We start from the raw sequence: 22998 nt of genomic DNA, 5'->3' as shown, positions 1-22998 counted from the left end.
CCTCTTAAAAGGATATGATTGATTTTTTCCAATCTAAAAACAAAAAATGGAGTGAAAAAAGACGAAAAATCCCTGAAGTTTTTCAAGACAATTCTTTTGCAACGGTCTTAAATATTTTATCGTGATTACTAAAGGTATAAAGACTCAAAGGTGATCTATTTAGCTTTGCAACATACCTTGAAATTGAATAAGTACTATTCTCAATTTGGAATTTAGCGGTGTAAGAAGGCTTATTATTTTTCAAATACGCTAATCTATCATTCCAACACTTGCTAATATCAAGCGCCACGGGTGTCGCATTTGAGGCTTGACTAAGTTTAACTTTCACCTCCTTTAATGTAGCTAATGGGTCAGAAGAGGGCCTTTTACCCCGGTAAGAGATTTTAATATCTATGCCGTTTTTGGACATATTTATGGCTTTGTAGCCAGTAATAGCACGACGGAGTATATTTATCATAGGACAGGCACAATAAAAAAGTTCGAAGTGTTCTTAAAGTTACACTTCTACTGTGCCGTATCAAAGAAAAATCTAATTATATGTTCACATAATTGTTATACGTAATTAAAAAAACGCCTTTCATTTTTTAATGAAAGGCGTTTCATTGATATCAATTACTGGGATAACTCATATTTCAACGTTTTCCCTTTTTGCACAGCCGGAAGACCATCAGACATCCAAAGTGGGGCTGGTTCGCCTTTGAGGTAATGATCAAAGAATTGACTCAACCGCATTGAAAGATCCTTTCTGTTTTTACGTTGCACCAAATTATGATCTTCCCCATTGTATTGAAGCAGCCATGCGGGTTGATTCAATCGTTTCAATGCCATAAACATTTCAATCCCTTGATACCATGGCACTGAACCATCCTCGTCATTATGCATGATCAGCACTGGTGTCTTAACACGATCCATAAAGAATAGCGGAGAATTCTCTATGTAGTAAACTGGTTTTTCCCAAAGTGTACCTCCTATTCTGGATTGTGTCTGCTCATATTGGAACATACGACTCATGCCAGTTCCCCATCTTATCCCTCCATATGCTGAAGTCATATTTACCACAGGTGCGCCTGCTCCTGCAGCTTTAAACATATCTGTTTGCGTTATCAAATAGGCAACTTGGTACCCTCCCCAACTTTGTCCTTGGACTGCCATATTATCAGAATCAACAAAGCCTCTGGCTACAATAGACTGAACACCTGGAATGATGCAATTGTAAGCACTAGGTCCAGGAAGACCAAGTTGATATTTGATATCCGGCACAAACACCAGATAACCGTTACTTACAAAATATGGAATATTGATCGTGGATGCACTGGGAGCAGGAGCTCTATAACTATGCAATCCATCACTATTTCGCTCATAGAAATAAACCATCATTGGGTATTTCTTAGAAGCATCGAAATTCTCTGGCTTGAACAATAAACCCTGTAATGGTTCTCCATCATTTGTCAAATAATCCACCAATTCAACTGAACCCCAATTCACATTAACTTGCTGTGGATTGAGATTGGAAACCTTTTCGAGGTTTTTAAATGTCAAATCACCCAAGTACATATCCGGATTGTCCTTATAAGTTGTTTTAGTAAGAAAAACCTCCGTGCTCTCCTTTGCTTTTGTCAGTCCGTAATAACGATTCGCTGACATGATCAACTGCTTAGGCGCTGATTTTCCGTCAAATGAACCCCTAAAATATCCTGAATCTTTGGTCTTTTCATTGAACGCAGTTAGCAGCAATTGTCCTTTTGGGTCGATGCTTCTCTCCTCCCGATCCAGATCCTGTCTTCTGAAAACTACATTTGACTTTCTGCCTACTCCTTGAGTAAGATTCATTGCTCCTGATGGATTTCTAGGATCTATTTTCCAGATATCAAATCTATCATAAACCAAAAAAGCTTCGTCACCTGCTAACCAGCCTGCACTTCCATAGCTTCCTGGTAAAGATGGTGAATCGTGTAATTCCTCATAAAACACTTCAGAAAGTTCTTTTGTAAGGTTGATTTTCGCCTTCTTGGCTACATCATAAGCCACCCAACTGCTATCACGTCCATCGTACCAGTATATATAGTTGCCTTCTGGAGATATAGAAGGAAATCCCGAAGTATTTTTCTCAATCAAAGTTTTGGTGCCATCCGTAAAATCCACCAAATACAAATCCCTGCCAGTCTGAATGTTCCAGCTGTAGTTGATTCGATATGGTTCATCCGTCCAAGCCAGTCCGAAATCACGCTCTACTTTTGACTCAAGGATTACATTTTTCACATCCACATCTGCAAGCTGGGTGATTTTATCTGTAGTCAGATCTATTATAGCCAAATAGGAAAACTTTTCATCGCGTCCTTTATTTTTCAGTTGCATAGGCTGAATCTCTGAATCCTGCCATCCCCAAATATCCAGACTTACTCTCTCGTCATCCAAAATGGTAGTATCACTTTCATAGCTGTAATCCATATAATCGGGAGATACACCAAAAAACAAGCGTTCTTCATCCTCAGAAAATTTAAGATTACCATTTTCGCTGATTCTTCCACTTTCAAGAATATTGTCAGAATCGTTCGTGGCTACTTCCTTTAAATCTCCATTTGCCGTTTCAGCTAGAAACAGAGAGTAATAAGGCTTTTTAGCTTTTGTGGAATCATCGGTAGTGAGATAAGCAAGGTATTGGGCTTCGGGAGAGAATGTGACATCCAAATAAGAAGTCATTCCTTCAGAGATTAGTTTACTTTCACCATTTGCAAGATTGAGCAAATAAATTGCTGCATTATCTAAGGTATCCTCCTCCGCCAAAACATAGTACAGGAATTCTCCACTTTTAGAGAAGCCATAGGATTTCACTCTTTCAAAATCATAGCTGACTGAGCTATCCAATTTGCGGACAGTAAGTTTTGTTCCATCTGTCTTTTTTGGTTTTTCCGCCTTTGCTGTAGAATCTGCCTCAGCCTCTTTATCATCCTTGGCTTTCTCCTTCTTCTCCTTTTCAAAATTAATTGCTACCCAAATTCCTGCTTTTTCAGGTATCGCAAATGACTTAACACGCGGAAGTTTTTCCAAACTATTCTCTGCCATATTAAAAATGAATAGACTATCGGACGGCATATCATCCTTCTTTGTCTTTTTCAATTTCAATACATACACAGAATCTTTTTCTGGAACAATCTTACCAATTGCAAATGCATTATCAGCAGAAAAGTCAAACGATGTCCCTCTAGAAATAACTTGTCGCTTGTTAGGATCTTTGAATGAGAAAATTTCGATACGACCATCACCATCTTGAGGAGACACCTGATATCCAACCCACAGCCCGTTTTTGGTGATTTTCTCTGAAGACAATCTCTCCCATCCATCGTAATCTGCATGAGTTAGCGGCCTTTTCTGTTGCGCAAAAACAATTTGCGAACCTAGGAACAATACAATTAATAAAACTCCAAATCTTTTAATTTTCATAGTTAAGGCGAATTAATGGTAAGACCTGACCAAACAATCAAAATAAACTATTCCAAATATTATTACTGGAAACTGACTGACAGGAACCATTCAAAAATAAAAACACCCATGCACGATTCACTAACCGCTTAAAAAAAACCGGATTGACCGGCTTACGATTTTTTGATAATTAATTCGAAAGTTTCTACCCCATACTTATCATATCCGGGTACAGGTTTACAATCAGGCAACTTCCTAAGTACATAATCAATTCGCTCTCGTAAGCCCTTATCTACGTCGCTTAAAATTTTAAAACCAATCATTCTACCCGTTGAATTCACTTGAAGTAGCACTTTCACCTCCCCGATCCTGGCGGATTTCTTTGTTTGAAATAAAAAAGGCGAATAACTTTCTAGATTATTAAACGTGTTTTCTGACCATATCCAATGTGAATTGAGATTTTTCGCCAAATCAGCTTCAACAGTAGTAAGTGGAAAAAAAATCAAATCTGAAGGTTTAGAAACTCTTTTTGAATTATAGATATTTTCTACACTTCTGATTTTTAACTGATTGTATTCTACAAAATCCTTGTCGGCAATTGGATCCGCATTTGGCATATGGGTGTCGAGCAATTTTCCCACAAATGGTGTGAAAAGAAAAATGACAACTAAAAGCCGATTAAAAACTCGTTGCGAAAACATCTTTTTATGATCGAGGTGCAAAACAAAAATACAGTATTTATTTTTTCAAATACAATTTTTTGCATTATAAATTCTAAAAAGGGCACAAAAAAGTCTTGCCAGAAGCAAGACCCTTTTCAGAATATAAACCCAAATATAACTTTAGAGATTAAAAGTTTCCGTTGAAAATGAACTAAAGTTTGGAAATACAAAAGATCTCAAATTTTAATTCGACTTTTTAATCTATGAACAAAATATTCAATTGAACATCTGTATCGAGTCCAAAGTAAGTGGATTTTACTTTTAATTACAAATTGAAAAAAAAATTTTGCTATATTTTGAACAATCTCTAATTTACAGGCGTATTCATTAACAATCATCCAAAATCACTCGTTAAAAATGGACAAAATTTTAGATATCGATAACATAGACTTGAAGATTATTTCCCTTCTCAATGAAGATGCCAAGACTCCTTACACGGAAATCGCCAAAAAAGTCTTTGTGTCTTCGGGAACTGTCCATGTACGCATGAAGAAACTTGAGGATATGGGTATCGTCAAAAGTGCCACCCTTAACATTGATTTTTCAAAACTGGGTTATGATATATCCGCATTTTTGGGGATTTATTTGGAGAAGAGTTCTCTTTACGACACGGTTATTGAAAAACTCAAGACAATTTCCGAAGTGGTCAGTGCTTATTATACGACAGGTAATTATTCGATTTTCGCGAAGATCATTTGTAGAGACACCAACCATTTGAGATTTGTACTTGATAATATTCAAAAAGTGGAAGGAATCGACAGAACAGAAACCCTGATAGTGTTGGAAGAATCAATTAACAGACCAATTCAATTTTTCGAAAAACAGAAATAGCACAATTAAGATTAAATCTAAATAAACTATTTACTCAACACATTTAAAATCAAAAGTATTGAACCATCAATACTTTTTTTTTGTAAAGACGGTATAGAATGGACAAAAAAGGCATTTTCTATCGATGCTATGAATGCTCGATAGAATTATCCAATGAGTGAAAACATGGTATTTTCATTATATATTGTACCTTCGCAGTTAAAATGTAATTAGTCTAAATAACTCAGCAACAATGAGCAAAGACAATCAGATTTTAGAAGAACTAACGTCAAAAGAATACGAACACGGATGGTCAGTGAACTATGAAGCCGATGAGGCTCCTATAGGTTTAACTGAAGACACCATACGATGGATATCTGCCAAAAAAGAAGAACCACAATGGCTTCTTGATTGGAGATTAAAAGCGTTCAAAATATGGGAAACCATGTCTGAGCCTAAATGGGCCAATGTTCATTACCCAAAAATCGATTTGCAGTCTTTAAAATATTATTCTGCACCTAAGCAGTCTAGCAAGCCTAAGAATTTGGATGAAGTAGATCCTGAATTATTAGATATCTATAAGCGATTAGGGATTAATTTGAATGAGCAAAAGAGACTTCAAGGAATTGCAGTAGATGCGGTCCTTGATTCAGTTTCAGTAGCTACCACTTTCAAAGGAACACTTTCCAAACTTGGAATTGTATTTTGCTCTTTCAGCGAAGCTGTAAAAGAACATCCTGAGTTGATAAAGAAATATCTGGGTTCAGTCGTACCAATGACCGACAACTACTATGCAGCGCTAAACTCAGCAGTATTTTCTGACGGATCATTCTGTTATATCCCAAAAGGCGTTCGTTGCCCAATGGAGCTTTCTACCTATTTCAGAATCAACGCAGCAAATACAGGCCAGTTTGAAAGAACGCTGATTGTAGCTGAAGATGCATCCTATGTATCCTATTTAGAAGGGTGTACTGCACCGCAACGTGATGAAAATCAATTGCATGCGGCAGTAGTTGAAATCTACGCTGGAGCACATGCAGAAGTAAAATATTCCACTGTACAAAACTGGTTCCCCGGAGATAAAAATGGAAAAGGCGGGATTTACAATTTCGTGACAAAGCGTGGAATCTGTGCGGGTGACTTCTCTAAAATTTCTTGGACTCAAGTGGAGACAGGATCAGCCGTGACATGGAAGTATCCTTCTTGTATCCTAAAGGGAGATAACTCCATCGGAGAGTTCTATTCTGTAGCTGTTACAAATAATTATCAGCAAGCAGATACAGGAACGAAAATGATTCACATTGGTAAAAACACCAAGTCAAGAATCGTATCCAAAGGTATTTCTGCAGGAAAATCCCAAAATTCCTACAGAGGACAAGTACAAGTGATGAAGCGAGCTACTAATGCACGTAACTTTTCACAGTGTGATTCCCTCCTTATGGGAGATCGCTGTGGAGCACATACTTTCCCGTACATCGACATCAATAATCCAACTGCTCAAGTGGAGCATGAGGCTACTACTTCGAAGATTGGAGAAGACCAGCTATTCTATTGCAACCAACGTGGTATTGCGACAGAAGATGCAGTTGCATTGATCGTAAATGGTTACGCCAAAGAGGTTTTGAATCAATTGCCGATGGAATTTGCTGTGGAAGCACAGAAGTTGTTAGCCTTGACCCTTGAAGGATCTGTAGGATAAGCCAATTGAAAGATTGAAAGATTAGAATATTGAAAGATTAGAAAGAATTATGCTTAATATAAAGAATTTGCACGCCTCTATCGAAGGAACTCCAATCCTACGAGGCATTAACCTTGAAGTGAAAGCAGGAGAAGTCCATGCGATCATGGGGCCAAACGGTTCGGGTAAATCTACGCTTGCTTCAGTATTGGCAGGAAGAGAAGAATATGAAGTGACAGCAGGTGAAGTTACTTTTAAAGGAAAGGATCTACTTGACCTCTCCCCTGAAGATCGGGCAAGAGAAGGTGTATTTCTTGCATTCCAATATCCTGTGGAGATTCCAGGAGTTAGCTCGACTAACTTTTTGAGAACCGCAGTGAATCAAGTAAGAGAATACCGTGGTGAAGATCCTCTTGACGCGGTAAAGTTCTTGACCTTGATGAAGGAGAAAATGAAACTGGTGGAGATGGACCAGAAGCTTTTGAGCAGATCATTGAACGAAGGTTTCTCAGGCGGAGAAAAGAAGAGAAATGAGATCTTCCAAATGGCGATGCTTGCTCCCACCCTGGCTATTTTGGACGAGACAGATTCAGGTTTGGATATCGATGCGCTTCGTATCGTATCAAACGGCGTGAATCAGTTGAAATCAAAAGACAACGCAACCATCGTGGTCACGCACTACCAGCGATTGTTGGATTACATCATTCCTGATTTCGTACACGTATTGTATAACGGACAAATTGTGAAGTCAGGTACTAAAGAGCTTGCCCTAGAGCTAGAAGAAAAAGGATACGATTGGATCAAAGAAGAAGTCGATTCTAACGCTACCGTTTGATTTTCATCCTAAAACATCACGCATGAGTACGCTTATCAAGCACGATATACTTGTGGAATTATTGGGTAATACAGGTAAAGGTTTCGAACAAGCCCGCACTGCAGGAAAGGAAGCTTTCCAAGCCCAAGGATTCCCTACCAACAAATCAGAAGAGTACAAATTCACTGCAATCACCAAGAAGATCGAGCAAAGCATCCAAAACTTTGCACCGGCAGGAGATTTCGAAGTAACAGCCGATCAGGTAAAGTCAAATTTATTTGAAGGTTACGAAGGTGACGTTTTGGTATTCGCCAACGGACATTTTCAACCTGCACTTTCATCTACTATAGAAGGAGTAGAAGTATTACTTTTTTCAGAAAAAACTGAAACTGCACTTGGAAGCATTGCAAAGCCCGAGAAAGATCCTTTTTGTGCATTGAATCAGAGTTCTTTTGAAAATGGAATTTTCATTTCCATTCCTAAAAATGCTCAAATTCAGAAACCGATACTTCTATTGAATTTCTTCAACGCTAGCGCTGGCCAAGTGATTCAGCCGAGAGTATGGATTGAAGCCGGGGACTTTGCAGAAGTGACCTTTATCAATCACAGTGTAAACCTTGGCGGATCGACTTATTTCGTGAACAAAGTAGTGGAAATAAAAGGTGGAATCAATACTCAGATTCGCTACTACAAGCTGCAGAATGAAGGCAAAAATGCCATCGAAGCCAGTACCATAGAAACAGATATTCAGAAAGACGGAAGATTCACTTCTGTGACTATATCCCTATCAGGTGAATTGGTCAGAAACAACTTGAGTCTAAATATCCTCGGAAGTAATTCTGAAGGAAACATGTACGGTTTGTACTTACTTAATGGTAAGTCACACGTAGACAATCATACCAATGTGGATCATACGGTGGCTCATGCTGAATCCAATGAGCTTTACAAAGGAATTCTTGCTGACAGTTCGCGGGGAGTTTTCAACGGAAAAATCTTCGTAAGACAAGACGCACAGAAAACCAATGCTTTCCAGCAAAACAACAACATTTTGCTATCCGAAGATGCTGTGGTCAACACTAAACCGCAGCTTGAAATCTGGGCTGATGATGTGAAATGTTCTCACGGTTGTACTACAGGTCAGCTGGATGAGGAAGCCTTATTCTATCTGAGGGCTAGAGGTATTGCAAAAGATCAAGCCAAAGGCTTATTGCTCTATGCATTTGCCGGTGAAGTCCTAGAACATATCACTGATGAAAGTTTCAAAGCGTATTGTATCGCACAGGTTCAGGAACGCTTAGGAAGTAACTTCTAAGAAATGGGACTAGACATCACAAAAATCAGAGGCTTGTTTCCAGTGCTTCACCAGGAAGTGCATGGTAAGCCTTTGGTGTATTTTGATAATGCTGCTACGACTCAAAAGCCTCAGTCCGTCCTGGATGCCTTGACGAATTACTACTCGACCGATAATTCCAACATTCACCGAGGTGCACATGCATTGGCAGATCGTGCCACTCGCTATTTCGAAGAAACCCGGGAAGCTATTCAGGATTTTATCCATGCTCGCGAAGCTGCGGAAGTGATTTTCACAAAGGGAACTACAGAAGGAATCAATCTGGTCGCTTCTACTTTCGGGAGAAAATTTATAGAAAAGGGAGACGAAATCATTATATCTACATTGGAGCATCATTCCAATATTGTGCCTTGGCAAATGCTCTGTGAGGAAAAAGGTGCTATCCTAAAAGTAATTCCGATCAATGAGGCTGGAGAGATCCTTTTCGAAGAGTTTGAAAAACTGCTATCTCCAAAGACCAAGTTGGTCAGCATCGTTCATGCTTCCAATGCACTGGGAACAATCAATCCAGTCAGACAAATAATTGCTGCCGCCCATACAGTGGGGGCTAAAGTGCTTTTGGACGGCGCTCAAAGTTCAAGTCATTTGAAGATTGATGTGCAGGATTTGGATTGTGATTTCTTCGCTTTCTCAGCACATAAGCTTTACGGGCCAACAGGTCTTGGGGTGTTATATGGAAAGAGAGAAGTTTTTGAATCTATGCCTCCTTATCAGGGAGGTGGAGAAATGATCAAAGAAGTCACGTTCGAAAAGACAACATATAACGACATCCCTTTCAAATTCGAGGCAGGAACACCCAATATCGCTGATGTAATTGCTTTCAAAGCTGCAATTGATTTTATCAGCGAAATAGGAAAAGATGCAATTAAAGCTCATGAGGATGAATTGCTTGCTTACGCCAATAAGCAGCTATTGCAGATCAAGGGATTTATACCAGTTGGCACGGCCAAGGAAAAAGTCAGTGTTGTTTCATTCAATATAAATGCGATGCACCCATACGATGTAGGAATGATGCTTGACGCCAATGGCATCGCGGTCAGAACAGGCCATCATTGCACACAGCCTTTAATGAAAAGATTCGGACTTGAAGGAACTGTAAGGGCTTCATTCTCGGTTTATAACACGAAATCAGAAATAGATAAATTGGCAGAAAGCGTAACCCGAATTGCCAGAATTAAAAATAAATGAGCAGTATTCAGGAAGTTCAGGATGAGATAGTTTCGGAATTTGAAATCCTCGGGGATGACAAAGAATCCACAATTTATTACATCATGGAATTGGGCGGAAGCTTAGAAGATTTTCCTGATAGTGAAAGAATTGAGGAGAATACCATCAAAGGTTGTCAATCCAAAGTATGGCTAATCGCTGAGGAAAAAGACAGCAATGTTCATTTTCAAGCTGATTCCAACACGGATATCACTAAAGGATTAATCTCACTTTTGCTGAGAGTATTGAACTATCGAAGCCCAGAAGAGATTATAAATGCGAAACTTGATTTCGTGGAGAGAATCGGAATGGGCTCTATCATCGGTAGCCAACGTTCAAATGGATTTGCTTCTATGATCAAGCAAATCAAATTATACGCATTGGCCATCCAAAGCAAACAAAATGTCTGATAGTATGTCAACAGAAAGTAAAACAGAATCGTCAATAGGTCAAGTAGAAAACTTGAAGGAAAAAGTAATTCAAGCCATTAAGCTGGTATATGATCCTGAGATTCCCGTAGATGTATATGATCTTGGTTTGATCTATGAAATCACGGTTTACCCTGTAAACAACGTGTATGTTTTGATGACGTTGACTTCTCCAAATTGCCCGTCAGCTGAGTTTATCCCTTCAGAGATCAAGGATAAAATCCAGCAGATTCAAGGAATCAATAATGTAGAAATTGAATTGACATTTGATCCTCCTTATTCTCAGGACATGATGTCAGAAGCGGCAAAACTTGAATTGGGATTTCTCTAATTAAGAACTTTAAAACTAGTAACAATATGTATCCAGAAGAATTGATCGCTCCAATGAGAGCGGAACTTTCCAGCGTAGGATTTGAAGAGTTCAGAACGGCTGAGCAAGTTGCAACACATCTTGGTCCTGACCATAAAGGCACTACCCTTGTTGTAGTAAATTCAGTTTGCGGCTGTGCGGCAGGAGCTGCCAGACCTGGAGTAACTTACGCAGTAGAAAATGCGAAAGTTAAACCAACTACCCTTGCTACAGTATTTGCAGGTAATGATAGAGAAGCCGTGGATAAAATAAGAGAGCTTTGCCTTCCTTATCCTCCTTCATCCCCTGCAATGGCACTATTTAAAGACGGTGAATTGGTTCATTTCATCGAACGTCACCACATCGAAGGGAGAAATGCAAAAATGATTGGCGACCACTTGGTTGAAGTATTTGAACATTTCTGCGCATAAAACTAGCCCTTAGGGGCTTTTTTTATTGCAAAAAACAATCAATCAGGTATTTATATAAGGATGTGCTTTATTTAATGAACAAAGAGCATGGAGTATTGAATAGTATATTTTGAAAAAATTCACTTTTCTCATGATAATTATTCCATTAGACACAATGTAAAGCCAATAAACAACCTGATTTTATTATCTTAAGGCCCAAATAAGAGGTTTTTTAACATACGCAATCAAATAATACTTATATGTCTGAATCAGCTAAGCTTTCTTTCAAAGGACAAGATTATGAATTCCCGGTGATCACCGGCACAGAAAATGAATCAGCGATAGATATCGCAAAACTTAGAGCATCCTCGGGACTAATCACCCTTGACCCGGGATACAAAAATACAGGAGCTACTACAAGTGCAATTACATTTTTAGATGGAGAAGAAGGAATTCTTCGTTATCGAGGATATAGAATCGAAGATTTGGCTGAAAAGTCTACCTTTCTAGAGGTTTCATATCTGTTGATCTATGGTGAACTTCCTACTCAGACGGAGTATGAAAATTTCTCCAGAGAAATTACTCTCCATACATTGGTTCATGAGGATATAAAGAAGATTCTAGAAGGTTTTCCTTCTAATGCACACCCAATGGGTGTACTTTCTTCTATGATATGCGCATTGACTGCATTCTATCCAGATTCTTTGAATCCAAATAGAAACAAGGAAGAAGTAAATCTAAGCATCATTCGTCTGATTGCTAAAATGCCAACTTTCGCTACTTGGGCATACAAAAACGAAATGGGGCATCCGGTAAACTATCCTGATAACTCGTTGGATTATTGCTCAAACTTCCTGAAAATGATGTTTGCCCTTCCGGCAGAAAAGTATGAAGTAGATCCTATAGTTGCTTCTGCTTTAGATAAATTATTGATTCTTCATGCAGATCACGAGCAGAATTGCTCTACATCTACGGTAAGAATCGTAGGATCTTCTCAAGCAAGTATATACGCGTCTATTTCAGCAGGTATCAATGCACTATGGGGACCACTTCATGGTGGAGCTAACCAATCTGTAATTGAAATGCTAGAGGCGATCAAAGCTGATGGCGGGGATGCAAAGAAATACTTGGATAAAGCCAAGGACAAAAATGATCCTTTCAGATTAATGGGCTTCGGACACAGAGTTTACAAGAACTTTGATCCTAGAGCGAAAATAATCAAAAAAGCAGCGGATGATGTGCTAGAGAAATTAGGTGTAAATGATCCAGTATTGGATATCGCTAAAGAATTGGAGCATGCAGCACTTAATGATCAATACTTCATTGATCGTCAATTGTATCCAAATGTAGATTTCTATTCTGGAATCATCTACAGAGCACTTGGTATCCCTACAGATATGTTCACCGTGATGTTTGCATTAGGAAGACTTCCGGGTTGGATCGCTCAGTGGAAAGAAATGCGTGAAAACGGTGAACCTATCGGCCGTCCAAGACAAGTATATACTGGAGAAAATGAGCGCGACTACGTTTCGATGAATAAAAGATAATTGTAGAACAGATTCCCCATTTTGTATAAATAACCAGCTGAAATCAGCTGGTTATTTTACTTTACGGTAATCAGGAAGGAAAAGCCTAATCTGGTATTAAATTTGGTCATACAGCCCTAACCAAATACCAATAAAAATGTCACATAATACTTTTGAAGATGCCGTAGCACAAACTAAAAAATTTACGGAAAAACCCAGTAATGAAGATTTGCTCAAACTTTACGGGTTATATAAGCAAGCCACTGAGGGCGATAATGAAACTGAACGTCCTGGAGGATTTGACTTCAAAGCTGCCGCAAAATATAATGCCTGGATGAACATGAAAGGTAAATCCAAAGAAGAAGCAGCTGATCAGTACATTCAGTTAGTATATCAGCTCTCAAAGACACATGTTTAACGAAAAAGAGCCTAATATTTCAAGCTCTTTTTCGCTATTGGAGCTCTCAATTTTTACTTAGTAGTTTGAGTAAATTTAAATCCTTTTTGAAAATCTAGAAGCAATAATACTTCCTGCGATGAGTTGCTGAATGTGATACAACATCAGTGGAAGCAGAACCAAACCAAGTGTAGCAGGGTCTGGAAAAATAACTTTCCCTATTACCACGCCTTGCACAAGTGATTTTTTGGAGCCGCAAAAAAGCGCAGTTACACGATCCTCCCAACTGAATCCAAGCATGCGGCACAAAACCTCTATAACTATCCACACTAGAAAAAACAGTCCAAGCATCGTAGCCCCCATTTCAAGCAAGACACTCGACTTGTATGGCGAAAATACATGTTGAGAAAAAGACTGGGCAAAAGATGTAAATACAATGATCATAATTACGGTTTGATCTATATATTTTAGCGTTGAGAGATGCTTTTCAATTTTAGGAAAAAGCCATTTATGAGCTATAATACCGAGAATTACTGGAAGGAGTACCTTCAAGGAAAGTTCTCCCAAAGTAGGCAAGAAATCCATTTCAATATTTGATGAATCTGCCAAAACCCCCATCCAAGCTGGAGTAATTAGGACGCCAAGCAGACTAGATATACTGGCATTAAATATGGCACCTGGAATATTTCCTTGTGAAATAGAGACCATAACTACTGATGCACTTACAGTGGATGGAAGTACTGATAAGTAGGTAATGCCGAGTTGAAAATCCTTACCTATCCAACTCAAAAAGGGCATAATTGCCAACACTATCAATGGAAAGAACACAAAAGTGGTGAGCTGAATAAGCACATGCAATTTCCAGTTTTTCAAGCCTAACTTCAGCTGAATCGGATCGAGCTTTACTCCATACAGAAAGAACACTAATCCTATCCCTACATTGATAATTGGCTTCCAAGGCACAGGAGACTCACTGGAACCTGCAAATGGAAAAAGCCATGCCAGAAAGATGGCAGTAAACAAGCCCAGCAAAAACCCGTTAATCCCAACTTTATTGAGCGTTTTGGCTAATTTTTGAATCATTAGAATGTCAACCGCTTAAAATTATCACAGAGAATAGCGGTTGCTATGGCTACGTTCAGTGACTCCGCCTGACCAAAACCTGGAATAGTCACCTTATTTGTCACTACTTTTTCCAGATCGCAAGAAATACCATTTGACTCATTACCCATAAGGATTACCCCGCTAGAGATTTTCTTAATTTCATGGACACTTTCCCCATCTAAAAATGCCCCATAAACTGGGACATCCCATTGCTGGAAAACATCCTTAAGATCGGCATAGAAAAAATTGATACGGGTAAATGACCCCATACTGGACTGAATTACTTTTGGATTATAAAAATCCGCAGTTTGAGTAGAAAAGACTAGATTTTTAATACCATACCAATCGGCAATTCTAATAATAGTACCAAGGTTACCCGGATCTCTAACATCATCAAGCGCTATCACGAAATTACCATCAGGAAAATCAAAAGGGCTGTTTGATTTCATGTGTATCACGGCTAAGGCACTATCATTGCTTTGGTATTGACCAAGGTTTTCCAATTGGTTTTGAGTAGCCAGAATCACCTGAGCATTGGAGTCATTTATTAGGGTTCTATTCTTTTCGGAAAAAGATTCTGTAGCAACAAGTAATTCAACCCTGAAATCAGAGGTCAGTACTTCTAAAACACTCTTTTCACCTTCCACAAAGAACTTTTGCTCCTGATTTCGGAATTTCTTTTGATGTAAGGATTTAATAAACTTAACTGTATTTTTGCTAAGCATTCGGATCGACTCTGCCATTTTGAAATTCACCAAATATATACTTTTAATCTGTGCCCTCTGGTCCATGTATGCATGCTCCTTGAGCAAAAACCTATCTGAAGGCGAGTATGTACTTGAGCGTAATATACTTGAGGGAGTGGAAAAGGCCAATCAAAATGAAATTGAGAATTTATTTTTTCAGGAACCGAATACCAAGATCCCACTCACTAACTCCTCATTAGGAGTCAGCATTTACCGATTAGGTCAGTTCTTCTACGATAGTGCAAAAGTAAGCGACAAACTAAAGGCAAAAAAATCAGAGCTTCTAGAGGTCAATGCTAACCTTAATGAAATACCGGATGGCCGCAAACTTCTAAAAAAGCGGGGGAAAATACAGACCAAAATACAAGACTTAGAAAAATTGGAAGAATATGGGAATTTCCTGATGCGTACCGGAAATTCAGTCACAATTGTTGATAGTACCCAAACTGAAAAAACTGTCACTGAAATAGACAATTATCTATATAACAAAGGATTCTTGGATGCAGAAGTGACTTTTGCTGTAGAAACTAAGAAAAAGAAGGCCAACGTAACCTACATAATTGAGGAGAAAGCTCCTTACTTATTGGATTCAATCTNTGCAGAAGTGACTTTTGCTGTAGAAACTAAGAAAAAGAAGGCCAACGTAACCTACATAATTGAGGAGAAAGCTCCTTACTTATTGGATTCAATCTATACAAACTCTGCTAATGAAGGGATATTATCATTGATTAATATTACCAAAGAGGAATCCTTTATCAAACAAGGTAAAACCTATGATCAGAGCAATTTCACTAAGGAAAGAGAACGACTGGAAGAACTTTTCAAAAACAATGGATACTACATGTTCACGAAAAGTTTTATAGATTATAATCTATACTACGACACTGCTTCTATGAAAATCAATGTAGAACAACGAATACTTAAACCTTCCTTTTCAGAAAAACATGAAGTGTTTAGAATAGACTCTATCACGTTCAAAATCAATCCTCCAAGCGATGCATTTATAGATCAAAAAAAGCAAGCAAACTACCGCGACATTGATTTTACCTTTTATAAAGATCGCTTTTCTGCCAAATTACTTAGCTCAAGAATATTGTTTGATGAAGGCCAAGAATATAAAAGAATAGACATAGTTGAAACTCAAAAACAGCTAAGTAATCTTGATCTTTTTAGATATATCAATATTTCATTTGACACGGTAGGAACCAGTCTTACCGCTAAGATTTTAACGCAGCCTAATCAGAAATATCAGCTTACCAACCAGCTTGGATTAAGCATAACGGAGCAATTGCCCGGACCATTTTTCAGCGTTGTGTTGAGAAATAGAAATTTTTTCAGGGCGGGGGAAATATTGGAATTTAATACAAGAATTGGATATGAAGGCGTTGCATCGGCGACAGACCAAGGTGTCTATCAAAGTAAAGAATTCGGCACTTCAGCTTCGATTATATTTCCCCGATTCCTTATTCCATTTTATGGAAATAGTTTACAAAAATTCGGAAGGTATAATCCTAACACCCGAACTCAGCTCGGCTACAACTATACAAACCGCCCAGAATATACCAGATCTGGATTAAATGCACTCCTTTCATATTCTTGGGCCACTCGAGGTAATAGACAGCAATTCACTGTAAATGCTGTAGATGTTAATTACATACGAACACCTAATATTTCAGATGATTTTACCAAAGTTCTGCTGGATTTGGAAAACCAAGGGAATAATTTGATTTGGTCATTTCTACCTTCACTAATTAGTAGCTTCTCAGCACAATCCATTATTAATTTCAATAATTACGGCAATTACAATTCATCGAACAAAGCCTCTCTACTAAAGCTGTTTGTGGAAAGTGGTGGAACTACTTTAAATTTTGTGAATGCACCGAGCAACAGTGAAACTACTGATTTCGCTAGATTCCAATGGCTCAAATTTCAGGCAGATTTCAGGAGATATTATCCTCTCAACCAAGAATCAACCTTAGCATATAGAGCCAACTTCGGAATTGCTGATCCCTACGGTGTGAGTAATGGAATTCTTCCATATGAGAAATATTTCTTCGCGGGTGGAGGAACAAGTATCAGAGCTTGGCAGGCAAGAAGACTCGGCCCTGGCAGTCATACTCCACCTATTGGAGATAGAGGACGCTATGATTATGCCTTCGAGCAACCTGCAGAGATGATCATAGAAACCATGCTGGAATACCGCAGAAATCTAATCGGTTATTTCGACATGGCAGTTTTTGTAGATGCCGGAAATTCGTGGGTAATCGGAGTAGACAATTCTCGGCCAGGAGCTGATTTCAGATTTGATCGGTTTTATAAAGAAATAGCTATAGGAACTGGATTAGGCTTACGAATGGATTTTAACTTCTTAGTAGTCCGACTTGATTTGGCGACCAAAGCAGTGGATCCCTCCATGCCAGAAGGTGAACGATGGGTGCTAGACAATATATCATTCAACCAACTTTTTGGTCTAAAAGGCCAAACAGTTCTTAACTTTGGGATAGGATACCCATTCTAAAGCAATAAAATCCAACAATGTCACGAAAGAGTAAAGAAGAAATAGCTGAAATCTATAGACAAATTCAGGGTCATATCTGCAATGAGCTAGAATTGGCTGATGGAAATGGTCAATTTATAGAAGATAAGTGGGACAGACCTGCAGGAGGTGGTGGCAGAACACGCATTTTTAGAAATGGAAAAATCATAGAAAAGGGTGGAGTCGCATTTTCTGCCGTACATGGCCCTACACCTGATAAAATCCTCAACAAACTAAAACTGGATAAAGCTGACTTTTTTGCAACTGGTGTGTCTATAGTCTTGCATCCCAAAAGCCCTATGGTACCAATCATTCACATGAACATCCGATATTTTGAGATGGATAATGGAGTGCATTGGTTTGGAGGAGGCATAGATTTGACTCCACATTATGTAGATGTAGCCGATGCAACCTACTTTCATCAGGAAATAAAGAAGGTTTGTGATCAATACAATTCAGACTATTATCCAAAATTTAAGAATTGGGCTGATAATTACTTCTACATCAAACATAGAGATGAAACCCGTGGCATTGGAGGTATTTTCTATGACAGACTGCAAGGCAAAGACGATCAGGATTTCGAAGAGAAACTTCAATTCAGCTTATCTTTAGGGCGTTTATTTCCAGATATTTACGGATATTTTATGGAGAAAAACTCCCAAATCTCATTTGGTGAAAACGAAAAAGCATGGCAAAGCCTCCGTAGAGGAAGATATGTAGAATTCAACCTAGTATGGGACGCTGGAACAAAATTCGGACTGGACACAAATGGACGTACAGAAAGTATTCTGATGAGCATGCCTCCGATGGCCGAATGGAAATACATGCATGAAGCCGAAATCGGATCTAAGGAAGAGTTTACCCAAAAGCATCTTAAAAAAGGGATAGACTGGTTAACTTTTGAAAAATGATCGAACAAATCAAGACTTGGGATGAGGAATTATTTCTCTGGCTAAACTCCTTCCATAGTGACTGGATGGATATGGTTACATTTCAACTTTCGCAGACCTATACTTGGTTACCTTTTTACGCGATACTGATCTACTTTATATACAAAGCTGAGCCAAAAAATAGTTGGTGGGTATTTGGCGGGGTTGCATTGACCATTCTTATCTCCGACCAAGTGACTTCAGGCCTGATGAAACCCTATTTCGAACGTCTCAGACCTTGTCATGACGAGCGGTGGGATGATATTATCCACAATTATCGAAGATGCGGTGGATTGTTTGGATTTGCTTCTTCCCATGCGGCAAATACTTTTGGATTGGCGGTTTTCTTGAACTTAAAAATGAAAGGAAAACTCCGCTTTCTTCCATGGCTCTTTTTATGGGCAGCCGTTATTTCCTATACCAGAATATATCTAGGGGTTCATTACCCTCTAGATATACTAGCTGGAGCTTTAGTAGGTGCAGTAGCGGCATTGATTAGCTGGTTTTTAATAATTTATCTTAGAAAAAAAATTCTTAAAATATTGCTTAAGTAAATGATCTCTAAAATCACAATTAGTATGCGTTTAATCACTTTGCATAGTTGTCTATATTAGCATTTCATAAGGCTCAAGCTTAATAAGGACACACTCTGCAATCCCGATTAACAATGGATGTATTTGACATCTATTGAAAGGGTCTTCAAAATCTCTATTTGATTTCGTAAAAGGAATCCACCTACAGTAAATTCTCCATACAAAAATTCTCCGGCCAGGGAAAAGGAGAAAGGGGAAATCCATTCCTGAAATCTCAGCGTAAGTTGGTAAAATACCATAAGCAATAAACATTAGATTTAGTTTATTGTTATAGTATTCATATGTTCAAACAGAAAGCTACAGATTCCACCATTGGCAGATTGTTTGAAATACTTATTGATCATCGCTGATCCAAACTAAGCCAATCCTGTTCTCTTGGTTGGTTTTTTAATCAATTTCACAAATCATTAAATAGGTTATGAGGAAAAATCTACTAGGCATAGTAATCCTTGGGTTTTTGTCATTTGTGGCTCAGGCTCAGGTCACTACAGTTAATCTAGATCTAATTTCAAGTAGGCTAAATGGAGGCAAACCACTTCCTGCAGAAGAAGAATTCTATATCCATGGTGCGATTCCAGAAAAAATTGAAATGGTAAAATTGCTCATCTATCCAACTAAAAAAACTAGCAAATCGGGATATACTTACTTCTGGAAATCCCCTTTTGGGTATAAAGATCTCTCCTATCAAGTTTTTGTGGCAGATCCCCTTCGCTCAAGTACTGATTATCATTTGGAATTTGGCTACTATCAAAGAGCAGGAGCAGATCAGATAGAAGAAGTCAGAATGCTAATCCATCAAAATATAAAGACCTATCTAGGTACTGTCACCACAATCAAAAGAGGAGGCATAAGTTTTTCGGAATCAGATCAACTATTGTTGAATAATTTAACTCGGATAGTGGATCAGGGAGCTTACTATTTTGAGCTTCCAAATGGTGATAAATTCCCTGGATTTAGTGATATCACTAGAGCCAAACTGGAGCAAAGAGGAAAGTTAAAAATGGGTAAAGCAAAGTTCAATATTATCGGAAGGAATAAGGAGGACAATGTTCGGGCTGTTTATGCAAACGAATACCTTACTGAATTAGAAAATATACTGTTCTCTGAGGTAGATCAATACTTAAGTCCAAATATGTTGGTTCGGGTAGATGAAACTGTCTTTCAAAAGTACGCAACCGAAAAAACTGACAATTCCCTCCCAATCAATGTGGGATATGGGGCAATTTCGCTTAGCAAAGGCATTCCGGATCAAGAATTTGTTATGAGTCCTTATGCGGGGTTTTCTTTTCCTCTAGGCAATCGCACATTTACGAGATTTATGAACAACATGTCGATTTCCACTGGATTTTTCCTTTCAGGCGACATGAAAAATCAGCTAGATGAGAAGATATCGGGACCAGTATTGGATAGGCCCATATATGTAGGTTTGGGATATAACTTCTTCCGGTTTATTAGGCTAAATGCCGGGGGTACCTTCATTACGACTGAGCAACTAGGAGGCACTCGAAAAGAGAGCTTTCAGCCTTTTGTTGGGGTTAGTGCTGAATTCAATATTTGGTTGGGGATTGGAAGCAAAAAAAGATAAGGTCATGAAGAAGCTAATTTTATTGATTTTATCTTTTGTCTTTGTCCTTTCCGTTCAGGCTCAGCTGCATGGTTACAAATGGAGATTTGGAGCCAGTGCTGGAACTACCAACTATTTTGGAGATATACGCCCCATGCCATTGGATAACTTCAAAGATTTCACCAAATATTATAAAAGATATAGCACTTATTCTGAGCAGTTATCTTACCAGGTTTCGATAGAGTATGCCTTGGGAAATTCAGTAGGATTGATGCTAACAGGAGGAAGTTACCAATTTGGATCCGGAGATCGATTTGTAAAAAATGATGGGACGCTATTGACTGAAAGTCCATCATTTGACCGAGCACTGAATTTCCAAACAGATGTCTATGATGCAGGGCTTTCGTTCGTGATCAAACCAGATAACAACTGGCTATTGTCTGGAAAGTCATTCTTTGCTCCCTATCTGACCATTGGGGCGGGTGTACAGAGTTTCAATGTACATGGAGATCTTCTTGATGCTACAAGAAATCTATATGACTACAGCAATCCAACTGTAATCCCTGATGGCAATTTTGAGACTAATCTCAGTAAGTTGGGCACAGAACGTACCAAAAATTACGAAACCACTTCCTTTTATGCCAATCTCGGACTGGGAGTACGGTTTCGGATAACCAAAACAATAGAACTATTTGCCCAATCAGATTTCAAAAGAACCAATACTGATTATCTTGATGATGTGTCAGGAGTTTATAGAACTTCGTATGACAATGATTTTCAAGCCTATGCCGCAAAGCCCGGGACGAATAATGTAAGTGCAGAAAACCCATATAGAGGTTTTAAAAATGGGAGACCAGACTGGTACATCTATCATGGAATAGGTATCAAATTCAGTTTTGGTGCAAATAAGACATCCTTCAATCCTCCGGTGATTACCCAACGCTACACTTATGTGCCTACCGCCGAATTTAATGCTCAAATAGCTAAAAAAGATTCGGTGGAAACTAGCGAAGCTAGTAATGTAACTGTAACCAATAATTACTTTACGGTAGTTCAACTTTCGAATCAGGGTCGCACATTTGTCAACCAAGATACTTTGAATTCCACTTCGCTTAGTGAAGTTAATTTCATGATTGATTCCTTGGAGGAAAGACAGGTTGATTTTACCCGAGAGATTTCCAGTGCTCAACGGAAGCTTGCCACAATAGATGAAACCATCAGTATAGCGCAGCAAGATTCTAGCGTATCCGAAGAAATTAAGCAACTACGAATTCAGAATCTTGATCAGGAAAAGTCTCTCACTCAAGAAAGAATAAATGAGATAATTACATTTTCAACAGAAAATCAAGTGAAATTAGACTCATTGACCAGCTTAAAAAGACGATCTACTCCTACTTCCTATGCTGTTGATTCTGCATCCATGATTCAAGAATTAATGGTTTACCCCGGTCAAGTGAGCAGAATACTTTATTCTAGTTACCCTTCGGTACTTTCGCTGGACTCCATTAGGCAAAGCAAAGAAGCTACTACTCGTTATGCAGCTAGTCCCGAGACGATGACGCTAGATGAATTTGAAGAGGAAATGACAAAATTCCGGCAAGATTTGCTTTCAGCTCAGGCTACTCGTGACTCAGCTATGATGATAGCGTTTGCAAATAAAACTCCTCTCTACACAGCTCCTCAACAAATGGAGTATTATCCCCAAGAGCTTCCATACTACCCCCAGGGAATGGATGATAAAACGGCCAAAAGACTGGAGAAAAACCGGAAAAAGCAGGAAAATTATAAAAAGAAAAACAATGAACTTCTTAAAGATGCTCTTCTAGTGGGTGGGGCTGTAGCCACTACAGCTGCAATTTCGTCAAGTGGGGATAAGAAGAAGGAAGTGGATGCCGCCACTAATGATTCTACTTTACGCGCGCGAATTGCACTCGACTCCCTCATTATTGATAGTTTATCCAATGTTCCTCGTGTAATAGACACAGTAACAGTTACTGTTACTGAAGTAGAAGTTATAGAAAAGAATGTTCAGACCTTCTTGAATGAAAGTAAAGTAGAAGTGTACTTTGATATCAATGAATCCAGCTTATCTGATCAAGAGCGAAATAAATTATCCCCGGTTTCTAACTATTTAAAGAAAAATCCAGAATTTTATGTACAATTGGTAGGATTCGCAGACAACACAGGATCAGTGACTTATAACCTTGCACTTACTGAAAAACGCGTTGAGGAAGTTTCCAAAACTTTAACCGATTACTATAACATATCTCCCGCTCAAATATCGGTCAGCAGTGGTGGTTTAATCATTAGAGGAAGATCAAAAGGCTCTGTAGAAACTGACAGAAAAGTGGAAATACGTTTATTGAAAAAATAGGTATTAACCAAAAAAACTACAAAATGTAAAAGTCCCAACAT

At 38.6% G+C, this 22998-nt stretch carries 20 protein-coding genes; 15 read left to right on the top strand and 5 right to left on the bottom strand.

The window, feature by feature from the left end; translation table 11 throughout:
* Positions 1-82 precede the first annotated feature (82 nt).
* The 3 genes from SYJ56_RS07740 to SYJ56_RS07730 form a co-directional block, all read right to left on the bottom strand.
* Entirely contained in the window at positions 83-457 is a 375-nt protein-coding gene (locus SYJ56_RS07740; RefSeq protein WP_323833159.1) for a hypothetical protein, read from the bottom strand.
* A gap of 155 nt (positions 458-612) precedes the next feature.
* On the bottom strand, positions 613-3441 hold the full coding sequence (locus tag SYJ56_RS07735; protein WP_323833157.1) for a S9 family peptidase: 2829 nt from the start codon (positions 3439-3441) through the stop codon (positions 613-615).
* Positions 3442-3593: 152 nt separating this feature from the next.
* Entirely contained in the window at positions 3594-4121 is a 528-nt protein-coding gene (locus SYJ56_RS07730) for a hypothetical protein (RefSeq protein ID WP_323833155.1), read from the bottom strand.
* A 378-nt stretch (positions 4122-4499) separates the two neighbouring features.
* Between SYJ56_RS07730 and SYJ56_RS07725 the strand changes: the two genes are divergently transcribed.
* The 10 genes from SYJ56_RS07725 (at position 4500) to SYJ56_RS07680 (ending at position 13132) form a co-directional block, all read left to right on the top strand.
* On the top strand, positions 4500-4973 hold the full coding sequence (locus tag SYJ56_RS07725; RefSeq protein ID WP_323833152.1) for an Lrp/AsnC ligand binding domain-containing protein: 474 nt from the start codon (positions 4500-4502) through the stop codon (positions 4971-4973).
* A 232-nt stretch (positions 4974-5205) separates the two neighbouring features.
* On the top strand, positions 5206-6651 hold the full coding sequence (gene sufB, locus SYJ56_RS07720; RefSeq protein WP_323833150.1) for a Fe-S cluster assembly protein SufB: 1446 nt from the start codon (positions 5206-5208) through the stop codon (positions 6649-6651).
* 49 nt (positions 6652-6700) lie between these two features.
* The gene (gene sufC, locus SYJ56_RS07715; protein ID WP_323833148.1) at positions 6701-7465 is read left to right on the top strand and encodes a Fe-S cluster assembly ATPase SufC; all 765 of its coding nucleotides are present in this window, start codon (positions 6701-6703) and stop codon (positions 7463-7465) included.
* A gap of 22 nt (positions 7466-7487) precedes the next feature.
* On the top strand, positions 7488-8756 hold the full coding sequence (gene sufD, locus SYJ56_RS07710; protein ID WP_323833146.1) for a Fe-S cluster assembly protein SufD: 1269 nt from the start codon (positions 7488-7490) through the stop codon (positions 8754-8756).
* Positions 8757-8759: 3 nt separating this feature from the next.
* Positions 8760-9983 carry a cysteine desulfurase gene (locus tag SYJ56_RS07705; protein ID WP_323833144.1) on the top strand — a complete coding sequence of 408 codons (1224 nt, stop codon included), beginning with the start codon at positions 8760-8762 and terminating at the stop codon, positions 9981-9983.
* Complete coding sequence (locus SYJ56_RS07700) at positions 9980-10411, top strand: SufE family protein (RefSeq protein ID WP_323833142.1); 432 nt, start codon at positions 9980-9982, stop codon at positions 10409-10411. The genes SYJ56_RS07705 and SYJ56_RS07700 overlap by 4 nt, the downstream gene beginning before the upstream one ends.
* A 4-nt stretch (positions 10412-10415) precedes the next feature.
* Positions 10416-10760, top strand: a complete 345-nt coding sequence (locus tag SYJ56_RS07695) for a DUF59 domain-containing protein (protein ID WP_416377791.1) — start codon at positions 10416-10418, stop codon at positions 10758-10760.
* Between the two features lie 26 nt (positions 10761-10786).
* Complete coding sequence (locus tag SYJ56_RS07690; RefSeq protein WP_323833138.1) at positions 10787-11209, top strand: BrxA/BrxB family bacilliredoxin; 423 nt, start codon at positions 10787-10789, stop codon at positions 11207-11209.
* A gap of 239 nt (positions 11210-11448) precedes the next feature.
* Complete coding sequence (locus tag SYJ56_RS07685; protein ID WP_323833136.1) at positions 11449-12735, top strand: citrate synthase; 1287 nt, start codon at positions 11449-11451, stop codon at positions 12733-12735.
* Positions 12736-12871: 136 nt separating this feature from the next.
* The gene (locus SYJ56_RS07680; protein WP_323833134.1) at positions 12872-13132 is read left to right on the top strand and encodes an acyl-CoA-binding protein; all 261 of its coding nucleotides are present in this window, start codon (positions 12872-12874) and stop codon (positions 13130-13132) included.
* Between the two features lie 75 nt (positions 13133-13207).
* Here SYJ56_RS07680 and SYJ56_RS07675 read toward each other — a convergent pair whose 3' ends face one another.
* Complete coding sequence (locus SYJ56_RS07675) at positions 13208-14194, bottom strand: bile acid:sodium symporter family protein (protein WP_323833132.1); 987 nt, start codon at positions 14192-14194, stop codon at positions 13208-13210.
* Positions 14194-14940, bottom strand: a complete 747-nt coding sequence (locus SYJ56_RS07670) for a TrmH family RNA methyltransferase (protein ID WP_323833164.1) — start codon at positions 14938-14940, stop codon at positions 14194-14196. Before SYJ56_RS07670 ends, SYJ56_RS07675 begins: the two co-directional genes overlap by 1 nt.
* Positions 14941-15004: 64 nt before the next feature.
* On the opposite strand from SYJ56_RS07670, the gene tamL reads away from it, so the two are divergent.
* From tamL to SYJ56_RS07645, 5 genes are all read left to right on the top strand, one after another.
* Entirely contained in the window at positions 15005-17479 is a 2475-nt protein-coding gene (tamL, locus tag SYJ56_RS07665; RefSeq protein ID WP_465038390.1) for a translocation and assembly module lipoprotein TamL, read from the top strand.
* A 17-nt stretch (positions 17480-17496) separates the two neighbouring features.
* Positions 17497-18408, top strand: a complete 912-nt coding sequence (gene hemF, locus SYJ56_RS07660) for an oxygen-dependent coproporphyrinogen oxidase (protein ID WP_323833128.1) — start codon at positions 17497-17499, stop codon at positions 18406-18408.
* Complete coding sequence (locus tag SYJ56_RS07655; protein WP_323833126.1) at positions 18405-18980, top strand: phosphatase PAP2 family protein; 576 nt, start codon at positions 18405-18407, stop codon at positions 18978-18980. Before hemF ends, SYJ56_RS07655 begins: the two co-directional genes overlap by 4 nt.
* A 457-nt stretch (positions 18981-19437) precedes the next feature.
* Positions 19438-20604: a hypothetical protein gene (locus SYJ56_RS07650; RefSeq protein ID WP_323833124.1), complete on the top strand. Its 1167-nt coding sequence runs from the start codon at positions 19438-19440 to the stop codon at positions 20602-20604.
* 4 nt (positions 20605-20608) lie between these two features.
* Positions 20609-22957, top strand: coding sequence for an OmpA family protein (locus SYJ56_RS07645; RefSeq protein WP_323833122.1), 2349 nt, complete (start codon positions 20609-20611; stop codon positions 22955-22957).
* The last annotated feature ends 41 nt before the right edge of the window (positions 22958-22998 follow it).

Origin of the sequence: Algoriphagus aurantiacus (assembly GCF_035156405.1) — a bacterium.
GTDB classification, from domain to species: domain Bacteria; phylum Bacteroidota; class Bacteroidia; order Cytophagales; family Cyclobacteriaceae; genus Algoriphagus; species Algoriphagus aurantiacus.
The sequence above is the reverse complement of the archived record's forward strand: the minus strand, read 5'-3'. Positions and strand labels throughout refer to the sequence as shown.